Origin of the sequence: Mycobacterium sp., from assembly GCF_035314905.1 — a bacterium.
Classification (GTDB): domain Bacteria; phylum Actinomycetota; class Actinomycetes; order Mycobacteriales; family Mycobacteriaceae; genus Mycobacterium.
On sequence record NZ_DATFYW010000177.1, the window covers coordinates 1 to 19747 of the forward strand.

Here is a 19747-nt window from a genome sequence, read left to right on the forward strand (position 1 = left end):
TGTCGAGATCGACGCCCCGGCGCCGTTGGTGTGGGAGGTCTTCAGCGACGTCGGGCGCTGGCCGGAGTGGACGGCATCGGTCACCCGCGTTGACGCGCTCGACGGTCCCGGCCTGGGCGTGGGCCGGCGCTTCGCGATCTCGCAGCCCCGGATGCCCAGGCTCGTCTGGGAGGTCACCGAGCTGGCCGACGGTGCCTCGTGGACCTGGGTGCAGCGCTCGCCCGGTGGGTTGGCGCTCGCGCGCCACCAGGTCATCCCCATCGACGAGCACCGCACGCGGGTCCACCAGGAGATCGACCAGAGGGGCTTGATCGGCGCGCTCGTGGGCCGGCTCATGGTCCGGATGACCAAGCGCTACCTGCAGTGGGAGGCGCGGGGCCTCAAGGCCAGAAGCGAGCACCTGCACAGCCTTCATGGCCCGACCTCCTGACGTCGAACGGCGCCGGGAGCTCCTTGCCGCGCTCATCGGGGAATTCGCTGCACGCGGCATCGGCGACCGCTCGCTGCGCGACGTGGCCGACGCGCTCGGCACCAGCCACCGCATGCTGCTGCACCACTTCGGGTCACGCAGCGAGCTGCTCCTGGCGATCGTCGAGGAGGTGGAGCGTCGGCAGATGGGCATCCTCTCCGACCTGCCTACCGACCCTGCCGCCGGGTTCTCCGTGATGTGGGCAGACGTGCGGCGTCCCGAGTTGCGCCCCTTTGAACGCCTCTTTTTCGAGTGCTACGCGCGCGGCGTCGCCGGTGAGCAGCCCTTCGCCCGTATGGTGCCGGGCGCGGTGGACGGCTGGCTGGCCGCGGCCGCCGCGAACACCGGTGCATCGGTGGACCCTGCTCAGGTCCGGCTCGGCCTGGCCGTCATCCGTGGCCTGCTGCTCGACCTGGTGGCCACCGACGACGCCGCCGCCGTGGACGCGGCCGCCGAAGCCTTCGCCAACCTCCTCCGCGAGGGGCAAGATTCAGCGGCCGGGGGAAACCGCACCCGAAAGGCAGGCATCCGATGACCGATGTCAACGCGCTTGTCGCGCGCGAAGACAACGAGGGAAACGCCACCGTCCATCACGAAGGCGTCGACGACCGCTTCCTTCCCGATGGGCAGGTACAGATTGCCGTCGAGTTCTCCGGAATCAATTACCGGGACGCCGACGCGGTGGGCGCCATCCCCGGCTACCAGGTTTGATCGGTTTCCGTCAGTAAGCGGTACTGCGCCGCCACCTGTCGGTGCGCATCGACCTGATCGCTCGAAAAGATCTCATAGGCGTACCGGCCGGCCGAGCCGGCGCAGTAGAAATTCCGCGGTGAGGCGTCGTCGTCGCGGCCTCCGCCGAAGCAGCGAGCCGCCGGTACCTCACTCACCGCCGCGGCGGGTCGATAGCCGTCGCCGCGCCGGTCGGCGGCGAGCCGCTCGGCCAGTCGTTCCGCGCCGAATCGATCAGCCGCCTCGTATACCGTGCTCTTCCCGGCCGCTACCGCCACGACTCCCGTCACGGCGAACAGAGGCGCCGCCTTGGCGGAGTCTTCCTGGAAGTGCAGGGCCGCCCTGGGTTGGAGGTCCCACCCGCGAGCCGGCAGGTCCGCGTCCTGGGGCGCCAGCGGCAATGTACGGCGCAATAGCCCGGTGTCGTCGGTGGACAGGTCCGCAAAGCGCGACGGGTCATCGGGAACGAACTGATCGATCAGGGGCTCCTGGAGGTCGAGTGTCCCCGACACGAGCGTTACCGCGCCCCGGACCCCCTGCTTGGAGCGCGCGTACTGCAAGAACACATACGGGCCGTGGGCGGTGATGCTGTGCAACTCCGCGCCCTGAGCGGTCTCGGAGCCGAAGGCCAGGGTCGCGCTGTGTCGGGGAATCGGGATAGTGGCCCGCTGCGCGGTCCGCGCGTGCAGGTCCGCCGTGTCCTGGGCCACGTCCGCCGCTGCGGCCGCGCTGGTGAAACGCAGCACGATGTTGAGCAGGACCTGATCCGCGGCGGAACTGCGAGCGGTGGAGAACCCCACCACAAAGTTCTGCTTGTCGTCCGCGTCCAGTGGATCTGGTAACTCGTCACCGGTCCGAAGTGTGTTGGTGTTCTGCGGGATGGCGCGGGTCAGCGCCGGATCGACCTGGCTGGGCACCACGACGTATTCCGCCATCCGGAGGCCTTCGAGAACTCGGCCGTAGGAGTCGGTGCCGGCCCTCCCGGGTGGTGGGCCGGGGGTGGTCGGATACCTGCCCGCGTCTGCCACGACTGCACCCGCGTGGGGTGCGCTGTGCACGGCCTTCACCGGAACTTCCGAGGCGAAGTAGCTGCACCCCGGCACGGCGGAGACGGTCGCCGCGGCCACCGCCGAGCGCCACACCGCGGCGACGAGGAATGCACCGAGTCGTCGCATCACTTCACCCACACCGTCGATAGCCACCAGAGCTACGGCAGACCGCGAGCTCACCTTACCCGTGGGGGGCCGTGGTCGCGGGACGGCCGAGTCCGAGCGCGTTCTGGGCGATCATGTTGCGGAATACCTCCACCCTCCCGCCGTAAATGCCCGAATCCTGCCTGCGCAGCTCGTGACGATCCACCCCAGCGGAGCGTGACACCTTGGGGTCCGCGGGGGCTTGTGAAATGGTGTGCGTGCGGCGGGTGGAAGGAACAAGTGCATGGAGCTTTCGGGCGTGGGCGTGTGGAGTGCACAGCTTCGGTATGGAGATCCCGCCGAATCCGCGGAGGCCGCCGCGGAGTTGGAGGAACTGGGTTTCCGGGCGCTGTGGATTCCCGACGTCGGCGGGCCTGTGTTCGACGCTGTCGAGAATTTGCTGGCGTCAACCAGACGGGTGGTCGTCGCGACCGGCATCCTGAACCTTTGGATGCACACGCCCTCGGCCGTGGCCGCCTCGTTCGCGTCGTTGTCCGCGGCTCATGGGGACCGCTTTCTTCTGGGCATCGGAGTGAGCCACGCGCCACTGATCGACGCGTCTGAGCCCGGCCGATACCGCAAGCCGCTGGCCGCGACGCGCTCATTCCTCGACGCCCTGGATGCCGCCGAGCATCCCGTCCCCGTCGGCCACCGTGTACTCGCCGCGCTTGGCCCCAAGATGTTGACCTTGTCGAAAACCCGCGCCGGCGGCGCACATCCGTACCTGGTCACACCTGACCACACGCGTAGCGCACGGGAGGTGCTGGGTCAGGGTCCGCTACTGCTGCCGGAACAGACCGTCATCCTCACCGAAGATGAAGATGAAGCACGCGCGATCGGGTCCCGGTGGCTCCGCGCGTATACGGCACTCCCGAATTACGCCAACAACCTGCTGCGTTCCGGCTTCACCTCCGAGGACCTCACGTCAGTCAGCGACCGACTCTTCGACGGGATCATCGCGTGGGGCGGCGAGGACGCCGTCATGCGCAGGGTGAACCAGCACCTCGCCGCCGGCGCCGACCATGTTTGCATCCAGGTCCTGACCTCAGATCACACGAAGTTCCCCCGCGAGCAGTGGCGGCGCATCGCGTCCGCCGTGTCGGGCACGAGCGCGCCGACCGATGGGTGAGGTGTTCGATCCGGGTGCGGTCGGCCGAGCGTTCTCCGAACACCGATTCGATGAGGTGTTTCCACATCTCGCCGATGACGTGCGTTGGACGGTGGTGGGTTACATGGTCCTCGAGGGGGCCGATGCGGTCATTCGCACCTGCCGCGACACCCTGGAAAGCCTGAAAGGCACCACGATCAGCCGGGACCGCTGCATCACCGCGGTTGGCGATGGCGTTGTGGCGGTGGACTCCTTTGACCGCTACAGCGGACCCGACGGCGTCACCGCGGTCGCCCGCTGCAACACGTTCGAGTTCTCCGGCGACAAGATCGCGTCGATAACGTCTTACGCGGTCGAGGTCGACCCCGACTGTGCCGGTGCGCCCCCGCCCGGGTTCGGCGATCGTAGCCGCGGGTGATGTCTGGCGCGACTCTCGTGACGACGCCACAGACAGGGCGAACAGGCCTGTGCGGCCGGGGTCAGCGCCCGAACACCAACCACCGCATCGCGCAGTACATGTAGATCGCCTCACCGGCGCCGGCCGCGATCCGCGCGAGGTGGTACTGCACGCCGAGAACCGACAGGGCACTGGAAACGCCGAGGATGAACAGCAGGTAGTTCACCGCGACCACCGCAACGTACACCGCGACCTGCGGTCCCACCTCGGCGTGCGAGCGGAAGTTCAGGGTCCGGTTCAGGAGGTAGCTCACCGCGAAGGCGAGCGCGTAGCCGACCGTCACCGCGATCGGCAGCGGTGCTCCCAGGCCGCCGTGCAGCATGGTGATCACCAGCAGATCCAGGCCGAACGTGCAGCCGTTGATCACCACGAAGCCCAGGAAGGTCGGTGCCACAACAGAATCCAGCCCAAACGGCAGGCGGGCGATGGCCTCCGCACAGCACCGGTGGAACCGCTCCGCCGGCCCTGCTCGACTCGACTGCGGTTCGACCGGCACACCGCCACGGTGCCATCGGCAGGTGTCCTGCCCATAATCAGCGGGCGAACGCCCGGCATCACGCGACGAAGGAGCCACGACGATGTCAGAATCGAACACCCCGGCGCGTGACGAGCCCATCCGCGGCGATCACGCCGAGTTACTGCGGCGGCGTGCGCTCACCGAGGACGCGGCGCGCCCCGAGGCGGTCGCGCGGCGGCACGCCGGAAACGCACGCACGGCCCGCGAGAACATCGCCGATCTGGTCGATGCGGGCTCGTTCGTCGAATATGGGCGCTTCGCCATCGCCGCCCAGCGCCATCGCCGCGACGTCGCCGAGTTGATCGCGCGCACACCCGCCGACGGGCTGGTGGCCGGCACGGCGCGGATCAACGGTGACCTCTTCGGCGACGAGCGCAGCGCCTGCGCGGTGCTGTCCTACGACTACACCGTGCTGGCCGGCACGCAGGGAACGCTGGGTCACCGCAAGAAGGACCGGCTCTTCGAGCTGATCGAGCGGATGCAGTTGCCCACCGTCTTCTTCGCCGAAGGTGGTGGGGGGCGACCGGGCGACACCGACTATCCCGTCGTGTCGGCACTCGATGCTCGCGCGTTCAAGCTGTGGGCGGGGCTCTCCGGGTTGGTGCCGCGGATCGCGATCGTCAAAGGCCGTTGCTTTGCGGGCAACGCCGTCATCGCGGGCTGCTCCGACCTGATCGTCGCCACCGAGGACGCCTCGATCGGCATGGGTGGGCCGGCGATGATCGCCGGCGGCGGCCTGGGCGAGGTCCACCCGGACGAGGTGGGCCCGATCTCGATGCAAGCGCCCAATGGGGTGGTCGATGTCGTCGTTGCCGGCGAGGCCCGGGCGGTCGCGGTGACCAGGCGCCTACTCGGCTATTTCCAAGGCTCGACCGCTCCCGGCACCGCGGCTGACCAAACACGTTTACGCACCCTCGTTCCCGAGCGTTCGCGCCTCGCCTACCACGTCGCCCCGATCATCCAGACGCTTGCCGACGAGGGTTCGGTGACGTTCCTGCGGGAGCGCTTCGCGCCGGAGATGGTGACCGCGCTGGCCCGGATCCAAGGCCGCGCGGTCGGCGTCATCGCCAACAACACCCGGGTCATGGCAGGCGCGATCACGGCCGCCGCATCGGACAAGGCGGCACGCTTCTTGCAGCTCTGCGACGCCTTCGGTCTTCCAGTCGTCTCGCTCATCGACTGCCCCGGCTACATGGTCGGCCCGGCGGCCGAGGCCGAGGCGCTGGTGCGCCGGGCCTCCCGCCTCCTCGTCGCGGGTGCCGCGCTGCGCGTTCCGCTTGTCGCGGTCGTGCTGCGCCGCGGCTACGGCCTCGGCGCGCAGGCAATGACCGGCGGCAGCCTGCACGAGCCGCTGCTCACGGTGGCATGGCCGGGCGCTCACCTCGGCCCGATGGGCCTCGAGGGCGCCGTCCGCCTGGGGCTGCGCAAGGAGCTCGGGGCCATCGCGGACGATGACGCGCGTGAAGAGCGCGTACGCCAGGCCACGGCCGCCGCGCAGGAGAACGCCAAGGCCCTCAACGCGGCTCAGCTGTTCGAGATCGACGACGTCATCGACCCCGCCGAGACACGCCCGCTGATCGCGGCCACGCTGGCCGCGGCCACCGCCCGCCGACACCGTTTCGAACGTCGGCGCTTCGTCGACACGTGGTAGCCGGCGCCGACTTTGACCTCAGCGACGAGACACGCCGGGCATCCGTCGCTGAGGTCAATCTCGGCGTTGGCCGAACGACGAGTGGTCGCCCCCCCGGCAGCGTTCAACCCGGTCGCCCGGTTACTGTCGAAGGCGTGCGCGTTGCCATCGTCGTCGTCGGCGCGCTCGTCACGCTGGCCGGGTTGCTGTTTGCGCTGCAGGGATTCGGGGCGGTGTCGGGCAGCCCGATGACCAACACCACAACCTGGTCGATCCTTGGTCCGATCATCGCGGTGATCGGGATCGCGATCGCACTGGGCGGGTGGCGCGGCCGCAGAGGCCGTTAGGGGCCGTCGAGGGCGATGGCGTCCCGCACGCCAACCGCGCCTGTTACTGCCTCACCCCACGGGTTGGGCCATCGACGGGCGCGGGCGCTCGCAGATGACCCGGCTGCCAAAAGCCATGTCCTGCAACGACCGCCGTTGCCGGTCCACCGCGGCCGAAAACAACCCGACCGGGAATATCAGACACGCGGCGGCGCGCATGATGGCCTCGGCCGGGCGCAGCGGCAGACCGTCGCGGGCCACCACCCGCACGCCCAGTGCCGCGCCACCGGCCGTGCGTCCCGATCGTGACCAGCATTCCGCCGAGTACGCCACTGCCACCACGAGGCTGACCGCGCCCTCCCGCACGGTCTGGTCGCTGCCCCGCATCAACGAACCGGGCCAGGTCCCGACCACGCTCAGCGCGACCGCCGCCTGAAGCGCATAAAGGGTCGCGACGACGACACCGAGGTCGATGACCGCGGCCAGAGTCCGCCGCAGCACGCCCGCGGCGGCGGGTGACCTCTTCATCCGCAAACCTCCCGTTCAGCTGTCATGAATAAAGACGTCCCACCCGCGGCCATTTCAGACACATGTGACCAAAGTCACGTTCAAATTGGCAGGTCGAACACCCACGCCAGGCCGATCGCCAGGACCGCCAGCAAGGCCAGCGTCCACGACAACGACCAGAGGATCCGCGGCGAGTAATCATCCGGGCCCGCTGCGCCGATGAGCCTGCCGTTGCTGTGCCGTTCCATTTCGGACCTCCTCGCCTTGGCCCCTCACAGATAACGACAAGCGAAGGCCGGAGAATCAGACCCGGCGGGAAGAAAGTTTTCCTGGCCGTAACATTTCAGTGGGCGGTCCGGAGGGGCCGCTACATCCATCCGCCGGCGGAGGGGGCCCGAGATGACCACGGCCGCGCAATTGATGGTCAAGTGTCTGGAATCCGAGGGTGTTTCGGTGGTGTTCGGGATCCCGGGCGAGGAGAACATCCACTTCGTTCAGGCGCTGGCCGAATCGGGCATCCGCTATGTGCTGACCCGCCACGAACAGGGCGCGGCGTTCATGGCCGAGATGTACGGCCGCGTGACCGGGCGGGCGGGGGTGGTGTCGGCCACGCTGGGGCCGGGCGCGATCAACATGCAGCTCGGGGTGGCCGATGCGACCACCAACAGCACCCCGCTGGTGGCGATCTCCGCCCAGGTGGGCCAGGACCGCGAGTACAAGGAATCGCATCAGTACGTCAACCTGGTGGCGATGTTTCGCCCCATCACCCGCTGGGCCGACGGCATCCCGACATCGCGGGCGATACCGGAGATGTTCCGCAAGGCGTTCAAGGTTGCCGAGACCGAACGCCCCGCCGCGGTGTATCTGGCCGTACCGGAGCACATCGACGCCGACGAGGCCGATTACGACCTCGCGCCGTTGCCCCGCAATGTGGTGCGCCCGGAGGCGCCCTCACCCAGCCAGGTGCAGCGGGCTGCCGCGGTTCTGCGTGACGCGCAGCGGCCGGTGGTGCTGGCCGGGCACGGCGCGGCCCGGGCCGACGCGGCCGCGGCGCTGATCCGATTCTCCGAAGCCCTCGGGGTGCCGGTCGCCAACACCTTCCACGGCAAGGGCGTCATGCCCGACGACCATCCCAACAGCATCGGCACGATCGGGTTCATGCGCCACGATTACGTCAATTTCGGGTTCGACAACGCCGACGTGATCATCGCGGTCGGCTACGAGCTGCAGGAGTTCGACCCGGTCCGGATCAATCCGAACGGCGACAAGAAGATCATCCACGTGCATCGTTTCCCCGCCGAGGTCGATGCGCACTACTCGGTCGATGTGGGGATCCACGGCGACATCAGCGCGTCGTTGGACGCGCTGACCGATGCGCTGGCGGGCCATCGCCACAAATCGGACCCCGCTGCGCCGGGCGCGGGGCTGCTCGCCGCGGAATTCGCCCACGGGCAATCAGATTCGCGGTTCCCGATGGCACCACAGCGGATCGTGGCCGACACCCGCGCCGCGCTCGGCCGCGGCGACGTGGTGCTGGTCGATACCGGTGCGGTGAAGATGTGGATGGGCCGGCTGTATCCGACCTATGAGCGCAATACCTGCCTGATCTCGAACGGCCTGTCCACCATGGCCTTTGCACTGCCCGGCGCACTCGGCGTCCGGCTGGCCCGGCCTGATGCGAGGGTGTTGGCGGTGATGGGCGACGGTGCGTTCTTGATGAATTCGCAGGAGATCGAGACCGCGGTGCGCGAGCGAATTCCCTTGGTGGTGCTGATCTGGGAGGACGGCGGCTACGGGCTCATCGAGTGGAAGATGGACCTCGAGCTCGGCGATCACTACTACGTCCGGTTCACCAACCCCGATGTGGTGGCCTACGCGGGAAGTTTCGGCGCCAGGGGGTATCGGATCAACGCCGCCGACGAGTTGCTGCCCACCCTGAAGGCCGCGCTGGACGACGACGGGGTGTCGGTCATCTCATGCCCGGTTGACTATTCGGAGAACCTGCGCCTGACCGACAGGCTCGGCGAGCTTGACGACACCCTCTAAGCAACGCGGGGGATTTCGGCGGCGATGCGGTCCATGAGAGCGGGGTAGCGGTTGGCCTCGCGATGCCTGCCGGGTTTGCCGCTGCTGATGAGCCCCGCCGCGAGCCCGCGCTCGGGGTCGGCCCACACGGCGACGTTGACCAATCCGGTATGACCGAACGCGGCGGGGGCATTGCGCCCGAACGGTCCGAACCGCTTTGAACCCAGCATGTACCCGGTACCCCAGCGAAGCGGCGCGAGCCCGCTCGCGAGATCCGGTCGCAAGCGCCGGCATTCGGTCACCGCGGCGCGCAGCGTCTCCGGTCGCATGACTCGCACGCCGTCGAGCTCACCACCGCGGCGCAGCATTTCGGCGAAGCGCGACAGTTCGTATGCCGTCGACACGGTATTGGACGAGGGCACCACACCCGTGAGGAACGGGAGGGTGTTCGTGAACGGAATGATCTGATGCAACGTTCCGCCGATCGCCTTGCGGAAGCCTGCCGCGATGGGCGCGGGCAATGGCTTTCCCGTGGCGTGACTCGGAGCGACCAGCGGGACGTCCTCCGCCGCCACGCCGTAGTTCGTCCACCGGAAGCCGAGCGGGTCGAGGATCTCGGTGGCAAGTATGTCGCGAATGTTCTTGCCGGTGGCGGCCGAAACGATTTCCCGGGTCAGTGGGCCCCACGTCAGCGCATGGTAGATGTGCACCAGTCCCGGCCGGTAGAGCGGCTTCAATTCGCCGAGCATTTCGCGGGCGTACTCGCTGTCGTCCATGCGCTTGAGGTCGGGTCTCGGGCCGGTGGGGAAGGGCACACCTGCGCTGTGGGTCATCACGTGCCGGATCGTCGTGCGGTCTTTGCCGTGACTGGCGTAGCTGGGTAGGTAGTCGCACACGCGATCGTCGAGCGAGAAACATCCACGTTCAACGAGCATGTGGACGACGGTCGTCGTGATCGCCTTGGCCGCGGAGTACACGCAGAACGGCGTTTCCGTGCTGACCGGGACCTTTTCGGCGTCGGCCGGATCGGTGGGTCCGTTGCCCCAGCCGTGCCCGATCGCCCGGTTGAGCACGACCCTGCCGTGGTGGCGCAGGCACAACTGGATCGCCGGGTGCATTCCCGCCCGGTACCAGTGCCGCGTCGCCTGCCAGATCCGCTCGACGGCCGCGGGGTCCAGCCCGGAGCTCCCGGGATCGTCTTCCTGTCCCGCAAAGGTCACGGCGTCGACGTCGGCCGGGATGCGGATTCTGCCGTCGTCCGTCATCCGTGCCTCCGATGCAAAGTCGCGGCGAGGTGGTGTTGCAAGGGTTGACCCACCGCGCCCATTCGAAGCGTGTAGGTCAGTTCGTCCCCGTCGATGCGGATCGAGCGGCTCAGGGCCGTAACGCTTTTCGCTGACGCCGTGCGACCGATCGCGGTTGCGTTCAGCTCCATCTCCACCGTGGTTTCGCTGACCGACAGCGTTCCCTCCGAGATCTCGGTTATGCCGGTCGGGTGCGCCACAACCAGCTCGACCCGCCCCGCCGACGGCACCCGGACGTAGCCGGTCTCTGCGTGCAGTGCGCGGCCGTCGTCGCTGGCCTTCGTCCGCTGACCGTAGCGCAGGAACGGCTTGCCGACATGACCGAAGGTGATTTCCTCGAAATAGCCGAACGGCTGAATTGTCGGGTATTCGCCCGCGCCCCGGCCTGCCCAGGTGCCAACCAGGGGGGCGAGGACGGCGATGCCGGGATGAAGGTCGGCCACGTCCGTCAGGCTACGGCGTCACGCATCCTCAGATGCCCACCGGTCAGCCGCGGCGAGGTTGCGGTAGACCCGGGTCAGCCAGGCGTGGTCACCACAGAAGTCGTGGTCGATCCACCACACCAGCACGCCCAGCGCAGCCGAGGTATAGAACTCGGCCGCGATGTCGGCGGGCACTTCGGTGCCGGCCTGCGTGAACTGCGGCCGCAGACGCTTTCGCAATAGGTCGCCGATCATCCGACGCAGGTAGCGCTGGACCAGCGCCCCGCCTTGTCGGCCACAAAGGGCGCGGTACACGCGCTGATTTCGGTAGGCGTGTTCGAAGAGCAGGGCCGCGGGCAGACCGACGTCGATGGGGCCCGTGGCGGTGATGTCGGCGAATTCACTCTCGAGCTGATCGCGTATCCCGTCGAAACTCGCCGTCAGCAGCGCTTCCTTGTCCCGGTAATGGACATAGAACGTGGACCGGCCGACGTCGGCACGATCGAGGATGTCCTGGATGGTGGTCTTCTCGTAGCCCTTCTCGATGACAAGGGAAAGGAACGCGTCATGGAGCAGCTTGCGGGTTCGCCTGACCCGCCGATCCGGCGCCGCGGCAGAAGCTCCAGATTTCCGGACAACTTGTCGGCCGTGTTCGGTACTGGACATCGCGCCTCCATTGGTTGTTGACGGAAGTACCGCGCCGTCAGTTGGATTGAACACGATGTTCCGAAACATACTTCGTGTTCAACAAACAATCAACGATGAAGGGGACTCCGATGGCAACCACTCGGGTGTTGGTGACCGGCGCAACGGGCAGGATCGGCGGCGCGGTCGCCGCCCAGCTGTTGGAGAGGGGTGTGACGACCAGGGCGTTGGTGCATCGTGACGACGCGCGCAGCGCCCGTCTGCGGGCCTTGGGGGCTGAGGTCGTCGTCGCCGATATGTTTGACATCCAACAGGTCCAGGCCGCGGTGGACGGGGTGGACCGGCTGTACTTCAATCCCCCGTACCACCCCCACGCACTCGACAGCTCGGTCGCTTTTGCCGTGGCTGCGCGCCGTTCAGGGGTGGACGCGGTGGTGGCCTTGGGGCAGTGGCTGGCGAGCCCGGAGCATCCTTCTCTGGCGACCCGGCAGCTGGTCCCCATCGCGGCCCAGCTGGGAGTGTTGCCGATGCCGACTGGCGCGGGCCGCAATGCGCCTCCCTCCAACGAGGACATCGCGCGAGTTGCGGTGGGCGCACTGCTTGACCCGCACCGACACGACGGTCGGGCCTACCGCCCGACCGGGCCGACGATGTTGTCCGCGGCGGATATCGCCGAAGCACTCGGTGCGGCATTGGGCCGACGGGTGCGCCACATCGACATTCCCCCGTGGGTGTTCATGCGAGCTGTACGGTTGAGCGCCAAGCGGATCGGGGCCGACCTGTTCTTCGAGTCCAGTTTGCGCCACTACCTGCCCGGGTACTCCCTGCGAACCTCGGAGGTTGGCGGACCGACGACCCATGTCCGTGACGTCGCCGGTGTCGAACCCGAAGACTTTCTGACGATCGCACGCCGCTACACCACCGGCCCGGACTCCCGGCGCAGCGCAGGCAATCTCATCCGCCAGATCTGGGAGTTCATGTTGATCGGACTCGTGCCGATGCATCGCCTGGACAGGTTCGAGCGGCGCCAGCAACATCCCCGGCCGGCGCATCCCCGACTTTCCGGCCAGTCCGCGGTCTGGCGAAACGAGCACGCCGCACCATCCGATGATTGGTTCGGCGCGAACCGCGCCGGCCGGGCGTCGGCATGAGCGGCGGGCTCCCCGATCCGCAAGGAGCGCACATGAACGACACCCAGACCGATGCTCAGTACTCAACGGGCGCGTCTCGGCGCAACATCGAGCGCGCCCTCGTTGCCGCCGGACTGGGCCTCGACCACCTTGGGCCGGCAGACCTCGGGCTGCTTGAGGACTTTCACACGATGGGCCGTTACGCCACCAGCCAACTGGTGGACCTGCTCGGGATCACGACCGAAGACGAGGTGCTCGATGCCGGCAGCGGGATCGGCGGTACCGCCCGCTTCGTCGCCGACCGGTGCCGGTGCAGGGTTACCGCCGTCGACCTGACCGACGAGTACTGCGAAACGGCCCGTTGGCTCAATCGACTTGTCGGGTTGGACGAGCTCATTTCCGTTCGGCAGGCCGATGTGACCGCACTGCCCTTCGCCGACGCCACCTTCCAGGTCGTTTTCAGCCAGCACGTACAGATGAACGTGGCCGAAAAGGACCGCCTTTACCGGGAGGCGCGCCGGGTCCTGGTTTGCGGGGGCCGGCTCGCCGTGTGGGACATCACCCTTGGTGATCGCGGCCAACTCGGCTATCCACTCCCGTGGGCCGACCGGCCCGAACTCAGCCACCTGGCCACTTCCGGCGAGCTGCGCGCTGCCGTCGAGTCCTCCGGGTTTGTGTTCGACCACTGGAGCGATCTCACCGAGCAGGCCGCCGCGACGATGCGGGCGCTGCTGAACCTGCCGCCCAACCCGCTGGGATTGCACGCCTTCGTCTCGGACTTTGCGGTGAAAGCCGAGAACCTCACCCTCGCCCTCGCCGACGGACGGCTCCGGGTCGTCCGGGGCGTCGCACGAGCTATACCGGTCTGAGAGCACGAATGAGAACAGGAGCTCAGTTGTATTCGGGCACCCACATCGTGTCGAGGATGGCTTGGACAACACTCTCGTGTTTCCTGCTGGCCACGCCGTCCTCGACGGCGGCGTGGTAGACGGCTTCGGCGACCACCGCCGAGACGGCCCGCAGGTTCTTCACGTCGGGCAGCAACCCGGCGCTGGGTGCCCACGGGTCAGCCTGTCGGGCAACGGCTTTGGCGGCCGCATCGAGCATTCTCCTGGTCACGTGCTTTGCCCCGGCGATGATGACGCCTAGGCCGATTCCGGGGAACACCAGCGCGTTGTTGGCCTGACCGACCGCGTAGGTGGTGGCGTTGTACTGCACCGGTGGGACCGGAGAACCCGTGGCGACCAGCGCTTTCCCGTCGGACCAGGCGAGAATGTCGGCGGGCATGGCCTCCATCCGCGAGGTGGGGTTGGAGATCGGGAAGATCAGGGGTCGTTCGGTCGACGCCGTCATCGCCTCGATGACGTTCCGGTTGAACGCTCCACGCACCGTTGAACAGCCGATCAGGACCGTCGGTGCGGCCAGCTTGATGGCCTCGACAAGACCGGGCCGATCCGCTGGGGCCACCCCGAGCCGCTGCCGGTTCTTCGCGTAGGGCAGCTGGAAGTCGCGCAGGTCGCCCATGTCGTCGAAGAGCAGGCCCTGCTTGTCGATCGGCCAGATCTGCGACATGGCTCGCTCGACGGTGGCACCGTCGGCCACCATCGCGTCGCGAATCTGATCGGCGATCCCGATCCCGGCGGTGCCGGCCCCGAAGACGACCACCTTCTGTTCCCTCATCGGGATGCCACTCACCTGCAGCCCCGCGTAGAGCGCGGCCATCACCACCGCGCCGGTGCCCTGCACGTCGTCGTTGAAAATGCAGTAATCCCGCGCGTACTTCTCGAGGATCGCTCGAGCGTTCGCGGGCCCGAAGTCCTCGAAGTGCAACATCGCGTGCGGGAACAGCCGATGCGCGATCTCGACATATTTGCCGATGAATGCGTCGTATTCGGCACCGCGGCGGCGGGCATGGCGATTGCCCACATAGAACGGGTCCTGCAGCAGTTGCTCGTTGTCGGTGCCGACATCCAGCGACACCGCAATCGTGCGAGAGGGATCGATACCGCCGCCGGCGGTGTACAGCGCCAGCTTGCCGACGGAGATCTCGATGCCACCCACACCCCAGTCCCCGATGCCCAGGATCGACTCGGCGTCGGTGCACACGATCAGGTCGACATCGTCGGGGGCGAGCCTGAACGTCTGGAACGATTCGGCGATCTCGTCGGGATGATCGATCGACAGATACAGTCCCCGCTGCCCACGGTACTCATCGGAGAACCGCTGGATCGCCTCGCCGACCGTAGGGGTGTACACGACGGGCATCAGCTCGCTCAGATGCTCGGAGAGCACCTTGAAATACAGGATTTCATGGCGGTAGTGGAGTTGGTCGAGAAGCAGATTGCGCCCTAAATCGGTTGGCATGCTCTGTAATTGGCGCCACACCCGTTCGGCCTGCTGCTCTAGGGTGAGCACCCCGGATGGCAGCCGCCCGGTTAATCCCAATCGGTGTCGCTCCTCCTGCGTGAACCCGACGCCACGATTCATGCCGGGGTTGGCCAGCGCGAGCGGGACCTGCGGCACGCAGCCTTCCATGCCCGTCAGCTTATTGGTTCGGTACGCATGGCACCCCGCAAGCTGACACAGCTCGCGGGGTGCCGCACGGGGTTGTGGACGATCAGGCGAGGTCGAACCGGTCGAGGTTCATCACCTTGTCCCATGCGGACACGAAATCCCGCACGAACTTGTCCTTCGAGTCGTCCATGGCGTAGACCTCGGCGATCGCGCGCAGCTGCGAGTTCGAACCGAACACCAGGTCGACGCGGCTCCCGGTCCACTTCAGCTCGCCGGTTGCTCGGTCTCGGCCCTCGTAGGTGCCCTCGTCCTTGGACGTCGGCGCCCACTTTGTGCCCATGTCGAGCAGGTTCACGAAGAAGTCGTTCGTCAACGACCCGGGAGCCGAGGTGAAAACGCCCAGTGGCGACTGCTTGTAGTTCGCGCCGAGCACGCGCAGGCCACCAACGAGGACCGTCATCTCCGGTGCGCTGAGGGTCAGCAGGTTCGCCTTGTCGATCAGCTTGAACTCGGCCGCCAGCTCGCTGCCCTTTCCGAGGTAGTTACGGAAGCCGTCTGCAGTCGGCTCGAGGTAGGCGAACGACTCCATATCGGTCATCTCCTGCGTGGCATCCGTGCGACCCGGGGTGAAGGGCACGGTGACGTCGAATCCGGCGTCCTTGGCGGCCTTCTCCACCGCAGCGCAACCGCCGAGCACAACGAGATCGGCGAACGACACCTTCGTTCCGGAAGCGTCGAAGGACTCCTGAATCCCTTCCAGCGCGCGCACTACCTGGGCGAGGTCGTCGGGTTGGTTGACCTCCCAGCCGGCCTGCGGCTGCAGGCGGATGCGACCACCGTTGGCGCCGCCGCGCTTGTCGCTGCCGCGGAACGACGACGCCGCCGCCCAAGCGGTCGAAACCAGTTGCGCGACAGTCAGACCCGACGACAGGATCTGGCTCTTGAGACTGGCGATGTCGTCGGGTCCGATGAGGTCGCCCTCCACCGCGGGAACCGGGTCCTGCCACAGGAGCGTCTCCTGGGGAACCAGGGGCCCGACGTAGCGGGCAACGGGCCCCATGTCTCGGTGGATCAGCTTGAACCATGCCCTGGCGAACTCGTCCGCGAGCTCCTCGGGATGGTCCAGCCAGCGGCGAGTGATCTGTTCGTAGACCGGGTCGAGCCGCATCGAGAGGTCCGTCGTCAGCATCGTCGGGTGTGTCTTCGACGATCCGAAGGCGGCGGGCACGGTGTCGGCCCCGGCACCGTCCTTCGGAATCCACTGGTGGGCACCCGCAGGGCTCTTGCTCAGTTCCCACTCATAGCCGTAGAGGATCTCGAGGAAGCTGTTGTCCCACTTGGTCGGGGTATTGGTCCAAATGCCTTCGAGCCCACTGGTGATCGCGTCCTTGCCGACACCGCTGCCGTAGGCGCTCTTCCAGCCGAGGCCCATCTCCTCCAGCGGAGCGGCCTCGGGCTCGGGGCCGACCAGCTCGGCGTCGCCGGCGCCGTGGGTCTTGCCGAAGGTGTGGCCGCCCACGATCAGCGCGGCAGTCTCGACGTCATTCATCGCCATCCGGCCGAACGTCTCTCGGATGTCCACGGCCGCGGCGAGCGGGTCCGGGTTGCCGTTGGGTCCCTCGGGGTTGACGTAGATCAGACCCATCTGTACCGCGGCGAGTGGGTTCTCGAGATCCCGTTTGCCGGTGTAACGCTTGTCGCCGAGCCAGGTGTGCTCCGGGCCCCAGTAGACGTCCTCCTCGGGTTCCCACTGGTCCACCCGGCCGAACGCGAAGCCGAAAGTCTTGAAGCCCATCGACTCCAGCGCACAGTTGCCGGCGAAGACGATCAGGTCGGCCCACGAGAGGTTCTTGCCGTACTTCTTCTTGACCGGCCACAGCAGGCGGCGCGCCTTGTCCAGGCTCGCGTTGTCGGGCCAGCTGTTCAGCGGCGCGAACCGCTGCATGCCGGCCCCGGCACCCCCGCGGCCGTCGTCGACGCGGTAGGTGCCCGCCGCGTGCCACGCCATCCGGATGAAGAGTGGGCCGTAGTGGCCGAAGTCAGCTGGCCACCAGTCCTGCGAGGTGGTCATGACCTTCTCGAGGTCCGCCTTCAGAGCATCTACATCGACGGTCTTCACTGCCGTGGCGTAGTCGAAGTCCTCGCCCATGGGATTGGCCACGGCGGGGTTCTTCTGCAGGATCTTCAGGTTGAGCTGGTTCGGCCACCATTCACGGTTGGCGTTCCCACCCTCGGCCGGGTAGTTGAGCTGACCGGACATGACCGGGCAACCACCCTCGGTGGGTTCGGTGTTCGCCTCTGCGATGGGCGGGTGTTCCTCGGGCACGGCATTCCTTCCGGAGTGGTTGATTCGCGCTGCGATCACGGGTGTGATCGCGACGTCTGTGATGTCGAGCAGTCGGGGCACAGACCCCAGTAGATGACCTCCGCCTCGTCGAGGAGAAAGCCGTTGTCCTCTGACGCCATCAGGCAGGGGGCCTCGCCGACGGCACAGTCGACGTCGGCGATGACCCCGCAGGCCCGGCAGACGAGGTGGTGGTGGTTGTCGCCGACCCGCGACTCGTAACGGGCGACGGAGCCCGACGGCTGGATCCGCCGCACCAGACCCACGGCGGTCAGGGCATTCAGCACGTCGTACACGGTCTGCCGGGACACCTCAGGTAAGGCGGTCCGCACGGCACCGAAGATCGTCTCCGTGTCGGCGTGCGGATGCGCCTGGACCGCCTCCAACACCGCGATGCGGGGTCGGGTCACGCGTAGATCAGCCATCCGCAGCTGCTCCGCGTAGTCCGGGAACGGGGACACCGGAACAATATGCCTACTTTTCTGGAATCAGTCAAGAGTATGGCTGACGCACTCCGCGGTAGATACCCCATCGGACGATCCATGGCTGCAGCACACGGTCGATCGACCATGCGGGGAAGCGGAAAGCGTGGCCGCTGGGGGCGAAGACCTCCAGCCCGTCCGGCTGCACACCGAGCACCGAACCCCAGCGCTGCTTGGGCGCGCGGTAGGTCCGCGGCGCTCGACCGGCGAACCCGGCGCGGACATTGTGGGCGAGGAGCCGATCTGCTCTGTTGCGTGCCGAGGCTCGCAGCGGATCGGTCGCCGCGACGTCGCCGACCGCGAACACGCCGGGGTGCCGGGGAACCCGGAGGTCCGGCGTCACGCGAACGAAGCCGTGCTCATCGAGGAGCTCAGCCGGCAACCAGTCGGTGTTGGGTCGCACTCGCCCAATCGTCCAGAGCACCGCATCGGCGGACGCGGGCATCTGTCCGGTGCTCCACCGGACAGGCTCGCTGGTGATCTGGTCGCACGCGAAGCCGTCGGCCACCACCGCGCGATGCCCGGGGTGGAGCACCACGCCGGCGTCGGTCAGCCGGCGCCGGATTCGTCCCCATGTCGCAGGGTGGTGCTCGACCAGGGCGCGCTGTCCGGGAAAGTACAGATCGACCCGCTTGGCCGGCCAGGTTGTCGCGAGATTGGCGGCGCTGCTGACCGCTGCGGCACCGCCGCCGATGACGATCACCGATCGCGCGTCGGCCAGGCGGTCGTGCACGTCGCGCAGGTCGGCGCCGATATCGGCCGCCGACTGTAAGGTCGGCCGCCGCCAGAAGCCGTTGCTGACTCCCGTCGAGATGATCAGAGCGTCATACTCCTCGGTCAGTGTCGAGCCGTCGCCGCGTTGGGCCAGGACGGTTCGCGCCGCAAGGTCGACCCCCGTCAGCGTGGCGTGCACGGTGCGCACTCGATCCAGGCCGCGGAATCTCTCGAACGGGATCCAGTAGTCACGAGCCCATTCGCTGGGCCGGCTCAGCCGCACTCCCAGCTCTTGGCCGCTGACCAACGCGGGCTTGACCGAGATCCCGACGACGTCGGCGTAACGGGACAGCCGGATCGCGGTGAGCACACCGCTGTCGCCAAGTCCCGCGATGACGACGCGTTTGCGCCTCACACCCCCGCCCTTCGTGGCGCCGAGCAGCATCCCTAGATATTGCCAGCGACCCGGCGGCAGACCGCCCGACATCAGGTTTACGACCCGCGTAAACGGTCAAACAAGTGACCGTCCGAGCCTGCCAGCCCCAGAAGATCTAGCCCCAGAAGATTAGGAGAAAATGTGATCGTCCTCGGAGTCATCCTGCTCATTCTCGGCTTTGTGCTCAACGTCCAGATTCTGTGGACGATCGGCATCATCCTCCTGGTCATCGGCGCGGTGCTGTGGATCTTGGGGGCGGTCGGTCGTCCGGTGGCCGGCAGACGCTACTGGTATTAGGTCCTCGTCATCCGGTCGCCGCACTGCGTAGCTCCCCGTAGGAGCCCTCGATCTCATCAGCCAGCCGCGCGACGTCGGGCAGTGCCTGCGGGTCGGTGCACGGCACGATCCCGATGTCCCCGGCGCACGAGATCGCCGAGACGCGAAGGGCGTGGAAGAGGTCGTAGGGTTCCTCGGCGTCGCCCAGCAGCTTGCGCATGATGGTCTCGGCGTTGATCAGCGGCAGGGGTTTAGCGCTGGTACCACACTTTGCAGCCCTGGGTTTCGAACGTGGCCCCCGGGGGACCGAGGTCAACATCAGCCGGCCCTGAATCATCGCTTCTGGCGATCGGAATCATTTTGGGGACACCGAACTTGACGTCGAGCCAGCCGAGCCTCCACGCGCACTTCGACGTCGCGACTACACCGTCGAGTGCGTCGTATGCGCGCTCGGTCCGCCGCCCATCCGTGTGCCACCTGCCGCCACTGATGTCGACGCCAACCGTGTACGTGCCGTCG

25 protein-coding genes are annotated in these 19747 nt (G+C 67.4%); 11 read left to right on the forward strand and 14 right to left on the reverse strand.

What is annotated here, in order from left to right; translation table 11 throughout:
• The 3 genes from VKG81_RS15070 to VKG81_RS15080 all read left to right on the forward strand — a co-directional run.
• Nucleotides 1-430: SRPBCC family protein (locus tag VKG81_RS15070; protein WP_324397239.1), on the forward strand; the 430-nt coding region annotated here is incomplete at its 5' end.
• Nucleotides 414-1004 carry a TetR/AcrR family transcriptional regulator gene (locus VKG81_RS15075; protein WP_324397241.1) on the forward strand — a complete coding sequence of 197 codons (591 nt, stop codon included), beginning with the start codon at nucleotides 414-416 and terminating at the stop codon, nucleotides 1002-1004. The genes VKG81_RS15070 and VKG81_RS15075, both read left to right, overlap by 17 nt.
• Nucleotides 1001-1180 carry a hypothetical protein gene (locus VKG81_RS15080; RefSeq protein ID WP_324397243.1) on the forward strand — a complete coding sequence of 60 codons (180 nt, stop codon included), beginning with the start codon at nucleotides 1001-1003 and terminating at the stop codon, nucleotides 1178-1180. The genes VKG81_RS15075 and VKG81_RS15080 overlap by 4 nt, the downstream gene beginning before the upstream one ends.
• On the opposite strand, the gene VKG81_RS15085 is transcribed toward VKG81_RS15080, so the two are convergent.
• Both VKG81_RS15085 and VKG81_RS15090 read right to left on the reverse strand, forming a co-directional pair.
• Nucleotides 1168-2400 carry a DUF7373 family lipoprotein gene (locus VKG81_RS15085; RefSeq protein WP_324397245.1) on the reverse strand — a complete coding sequence of 411 codons (1233 nt, stop codon included), beginning with the start codon at nucleotides 2398-2400 and terminating at the stop codon, nucleotides 1168-1170. The two genes, VKG81_RS15080 and VKG81_RS15085, sit on opposite strands and share 13 nt — an antisense overlap.
• Nucleotides 2401-2428: 28 nt before the next feature.
• A complete protein-coding gene (locus tag VKG81_RS15090) occupies nucleotides 2429-2557 on the reverse strand; it encodes a hypothetical protein (protein WP_324397283.1) in 129 nt (42 codons plus the stop codon).
• Between the two features lie 78 nt (nucleotides 2558-2635).
• On the opposite strand from VKG81_RS15090, the gene VKG81_RS15095 reads away from it, so the two are divergent.
• Nucleotides 2636-3520, forward strand: coding sequence for an LLM class F420-dependent oxidoreductase (locus tag VKG81_RS15095; RefSeq protein WP_324397247.1), 885 nt, complete (start codon nucleotides 2636-2638; stop codon nucleotides 3518-3520).
• A complete protein-coding gene (locus tag VKG81_RS15100; protein ID WP_324397249.1) occupies nucleotides 3513-3917 on the forward strand; it encodes a nuclear transport factor 2 family protein in 405 nt (134 codons plus the stop codon). Before VKG81_RS15095 ends, VKG81_RS15100 begins: the two co-directional genes overlap by 8 nt.
• Before the next feature lie 61 nt (nucleotides 3918-3978).
• Here the strand turns inward: VKG81_RS15100 and VKG81_RS15105 are convergent, their stop codons facing one another.
• On the reverse strand, nucleotides 3979-4350 hold the full coding sequence (locus tag VKG81_RS15105) for a GtrA family protein (protein WP_324397251.1): 372 nt from the start codon (nucleotides 4348-4350) through the stop codon (nucleotides 3979-3981).
• Nucleotides 4351-4534: 184 nt separating this feature from the next.
• Between VKG81_RS15105 and VKG81_RS15110 the strand changes: the two genes are divergently transcribed.
• Nucleotides 4535-6124 carry an acyl-CoA carboxylase subunit beta gene (locus VKG81_RS15110; RefSeq protein WP_324397253.1) on the forward strand — a complete coding sequence of 530 codons (1590 nt, stop codon included), beginning with the start codon at nucleotides 4535-4537 and terminating at the stop codon, nucleotides 6122-6124.
• Nucleotides 6125-6258: 134 nt separating this feature from the next.
• A complete protein-coding gene (locus VKG81_RS15115) occupies nucleotides 6259-6450 on the forward strand; it encodes a hypothetical protein (RefSeq protein ID WP_324397255.1) in 192 nt (63 codons plus the stop codon).
• A gap of 51 nt (nucleotides 6451-6501) precedes the next feature.
• Here VKG81_RS15115 and VKG81_RS15120 read toward each other — a convergent pair whose 3' ends face one another.
• Entirely contained in the window at nucleotides 6502-6957 is a 456-nt protein-coding gene (locus VKG81_RS15120; protein ID WP_324397257.1) for an RDD family protein, read from the reverse strand.
• 80 nt (nucleotides 6958-7037) lie between these two features.
• Nucleotides 7038-7184, reverse strand: coding sequence for a hypothetical protein (locus VKG81_RS15125; protein ID WP_324397259.1), 147 nt, complete (start codon nucleotides 7182-7184; stop codon nucleotides 7038-7040).
• A gap of 151 nt (nucleotides 7185-7335) precedes the next feature.
• Between VKG81_RS15125 and VKG81_RS15130 the strand changes: the two genes are divergently transcribed.
• Entirely contained in the window at nucleotides 7336-8982 is a 1647-nt protein-coding gene (locus VKG81_RS15130) for an acetolactate synthase large subunit (RefSeq protein ID WP_324397260.1), read from the forward strand.
• On the opposite strand, the gene lipE is transcribed toward VKG81_RS15130, so the two are convergent.
• Genes lipE through VKG81_RS15145 form a run of 3 tightly spaced genes read right to left on the reverse strand, consistent with a single transcriptional unit; the run spans nucleotide 8979 to nucleotide 11353 of the window.
• Nucleotides 8979-10226 (reverse strand): lipase LipE, encoded by a 1248-nt coding sequence (gene lipE / locus VKG81_RS15135; RefSeq protein WP_324397262.1) that lies wholly within the window; start codon nucleotides 10224-10226, stop codon nucleotides 8979-8981. The genes VKG81_RS15130 and lipE overlap by 4 nt on opposite strands.
• On the reverse strand, nucleotides 10223-10708 hold the full coding sequence (locus tag VKG81_RS15140) for a peroxynitrite isomerase (protein ID WP_324397264.1): 486 nt from the start codon (nucleotides 10706-10708) through the stop codon (nucleotides 10223-10225). The genes lipE and VKG81_RS15140 overlap by 4 nt, the downstream gene beginning before the upstream one ends.
• 18 nt (nucleotides 10709-10726) lie before the next feature.
• Entirely contained in the window at nucleotides 10727-11353 is a 627-nt protein-coding gene (locus tag VKG81_RS15145) for a TetR/AcrR family transcriptional regulator (protein ID WP_324397267.1), read from the reverse strand.
• A 110-nt stretch (nucleotides 11354-11463) separates the two neighbouring features.
• Here VKG81_RS15145 and VKG81_RS15150 point away from each other — a divergent pair, with 110 nt between their 5' ends.
• Nucleotides 11464-12483, forward strand: coding sequence for an NmrA family NAD(P)-binding protein (locus VKG81_RS15150; protein ID WP_324397269.1), 1020 nt, complete (start codon nucleotides 11464-11466; stop codon nucleotides 12481-12483).
• 32 nt (nucleotides 12484-12515) lie between these two features.
• Nucleotides 12516-13331: a class I SAM-dependent methyltransferase gene (locus VKG81_RS15155; protein WP_324397271.1), complete on the forward strand. Its 816-nt coding sequence runs from the start codon at nucleotides 12516-12518 to the stop codon at nucleotides 13329-13331.
• 22 nt (nucleotides 13332-13353) lie between these two features.
• On the opposite strand, the gene VKG81_RS15160 is transcribed toward VKG81_RS15155, so the two are convergent.
• From VKG81_RS15160 to VKG81_RS15175, 4 genes are all read right to left on the reverse strand, one after another.
• The gene (locus VKG81_RS15160; RefSeq protein ID WP_324397273.1) at nucleotides 13354-14997 is read right to left on the reverse strand and encodes an NAD-dependent malic enzyme; all 1644 of its coding nucleotides are present in this window, start codon (nucleotides 14995-14997) and stop codon (nucleotides 13354-13356) included.
• 82 nt (nucleotides 14998-15079) lie between these two features.
• Nucleotides 15080-17302, reverse strand: coding sequence for a catalase/peroxidase HPI (katG, locus tag VKG81_RS15165; protein ID WP_324397281.1), 2223 nt, complete (start codon nucleotides 17300-17302; stop codon nucleotides 15080-15082).
• Nucleotides 17303-17337: 35 nt separating this feature from the next.
• Nucleotides 17338-17781: a Fur family transcriptional regulator gene (locus VKG81_RS15170; RefSeq protein ID WP_324397275.1), complete on the reverse strand. Its 444-nt coding sequence runs from the start codon at nucleotides 17779-17781 to the stop codon at nucleotides 17338-17340.
• A gap of 31 nt (nucleotides 17782-17812) precedes the next feature.
• Complete coding sequence (locus VKG81_RS15175; protein WP_324397282.1) at nucleotides 17813-18931, reverse strand: FAD-dependent oxidoreductase; 1119 nt, start codon at nucleotides 18929-18931, stop codon at nucleotides 17813-17815.
• A gap of 162 nt (nucleotides 18932-19093) precedes the next feature.
• Here VKG81_RS15175 and VKG81_RS15180 point away from each other — a divergent pair, with 162 nt between their 5' ends.
• A complete protein-coding gene (locus VKG81_RS15180) occupies nucleotides 19094-19249 on the forward strand; it encodes a DUF6131 family protein (protein ID WP_324397277.1) in 156 nt (51 codons plus the stop codon).
• A 7-nt stretch (nucleotides 19250-19256) separates the two neighbouring features.
• Here the strand turns inward: VKG81_RS15180 and VKG81_RS15185 are convergent, their stop codons facing one another.
• Nucleotides 19257-19448: a WS/DGAT domain-containing protein gene (locus tag VKG81_RS15185; RefSeq protein ID WP_324397279.1), complete on the reverse strand. Its 192-nt coding sequence runs from the start codon at nucleotides 19446-19448 to the stop codon at nucleotides 19257-19259.
• A 31-nt stretch (nucleotides 19449-19479) separates the two neighbouring features.
• A partial coding sequence (locus tag VKG81_RS15190; RefSeq protein WP_324397280.1) for a hypothetical protein occupies nucleotides 19480-19747 on the reverse strand: 268 nt, incomplete at its 5' end.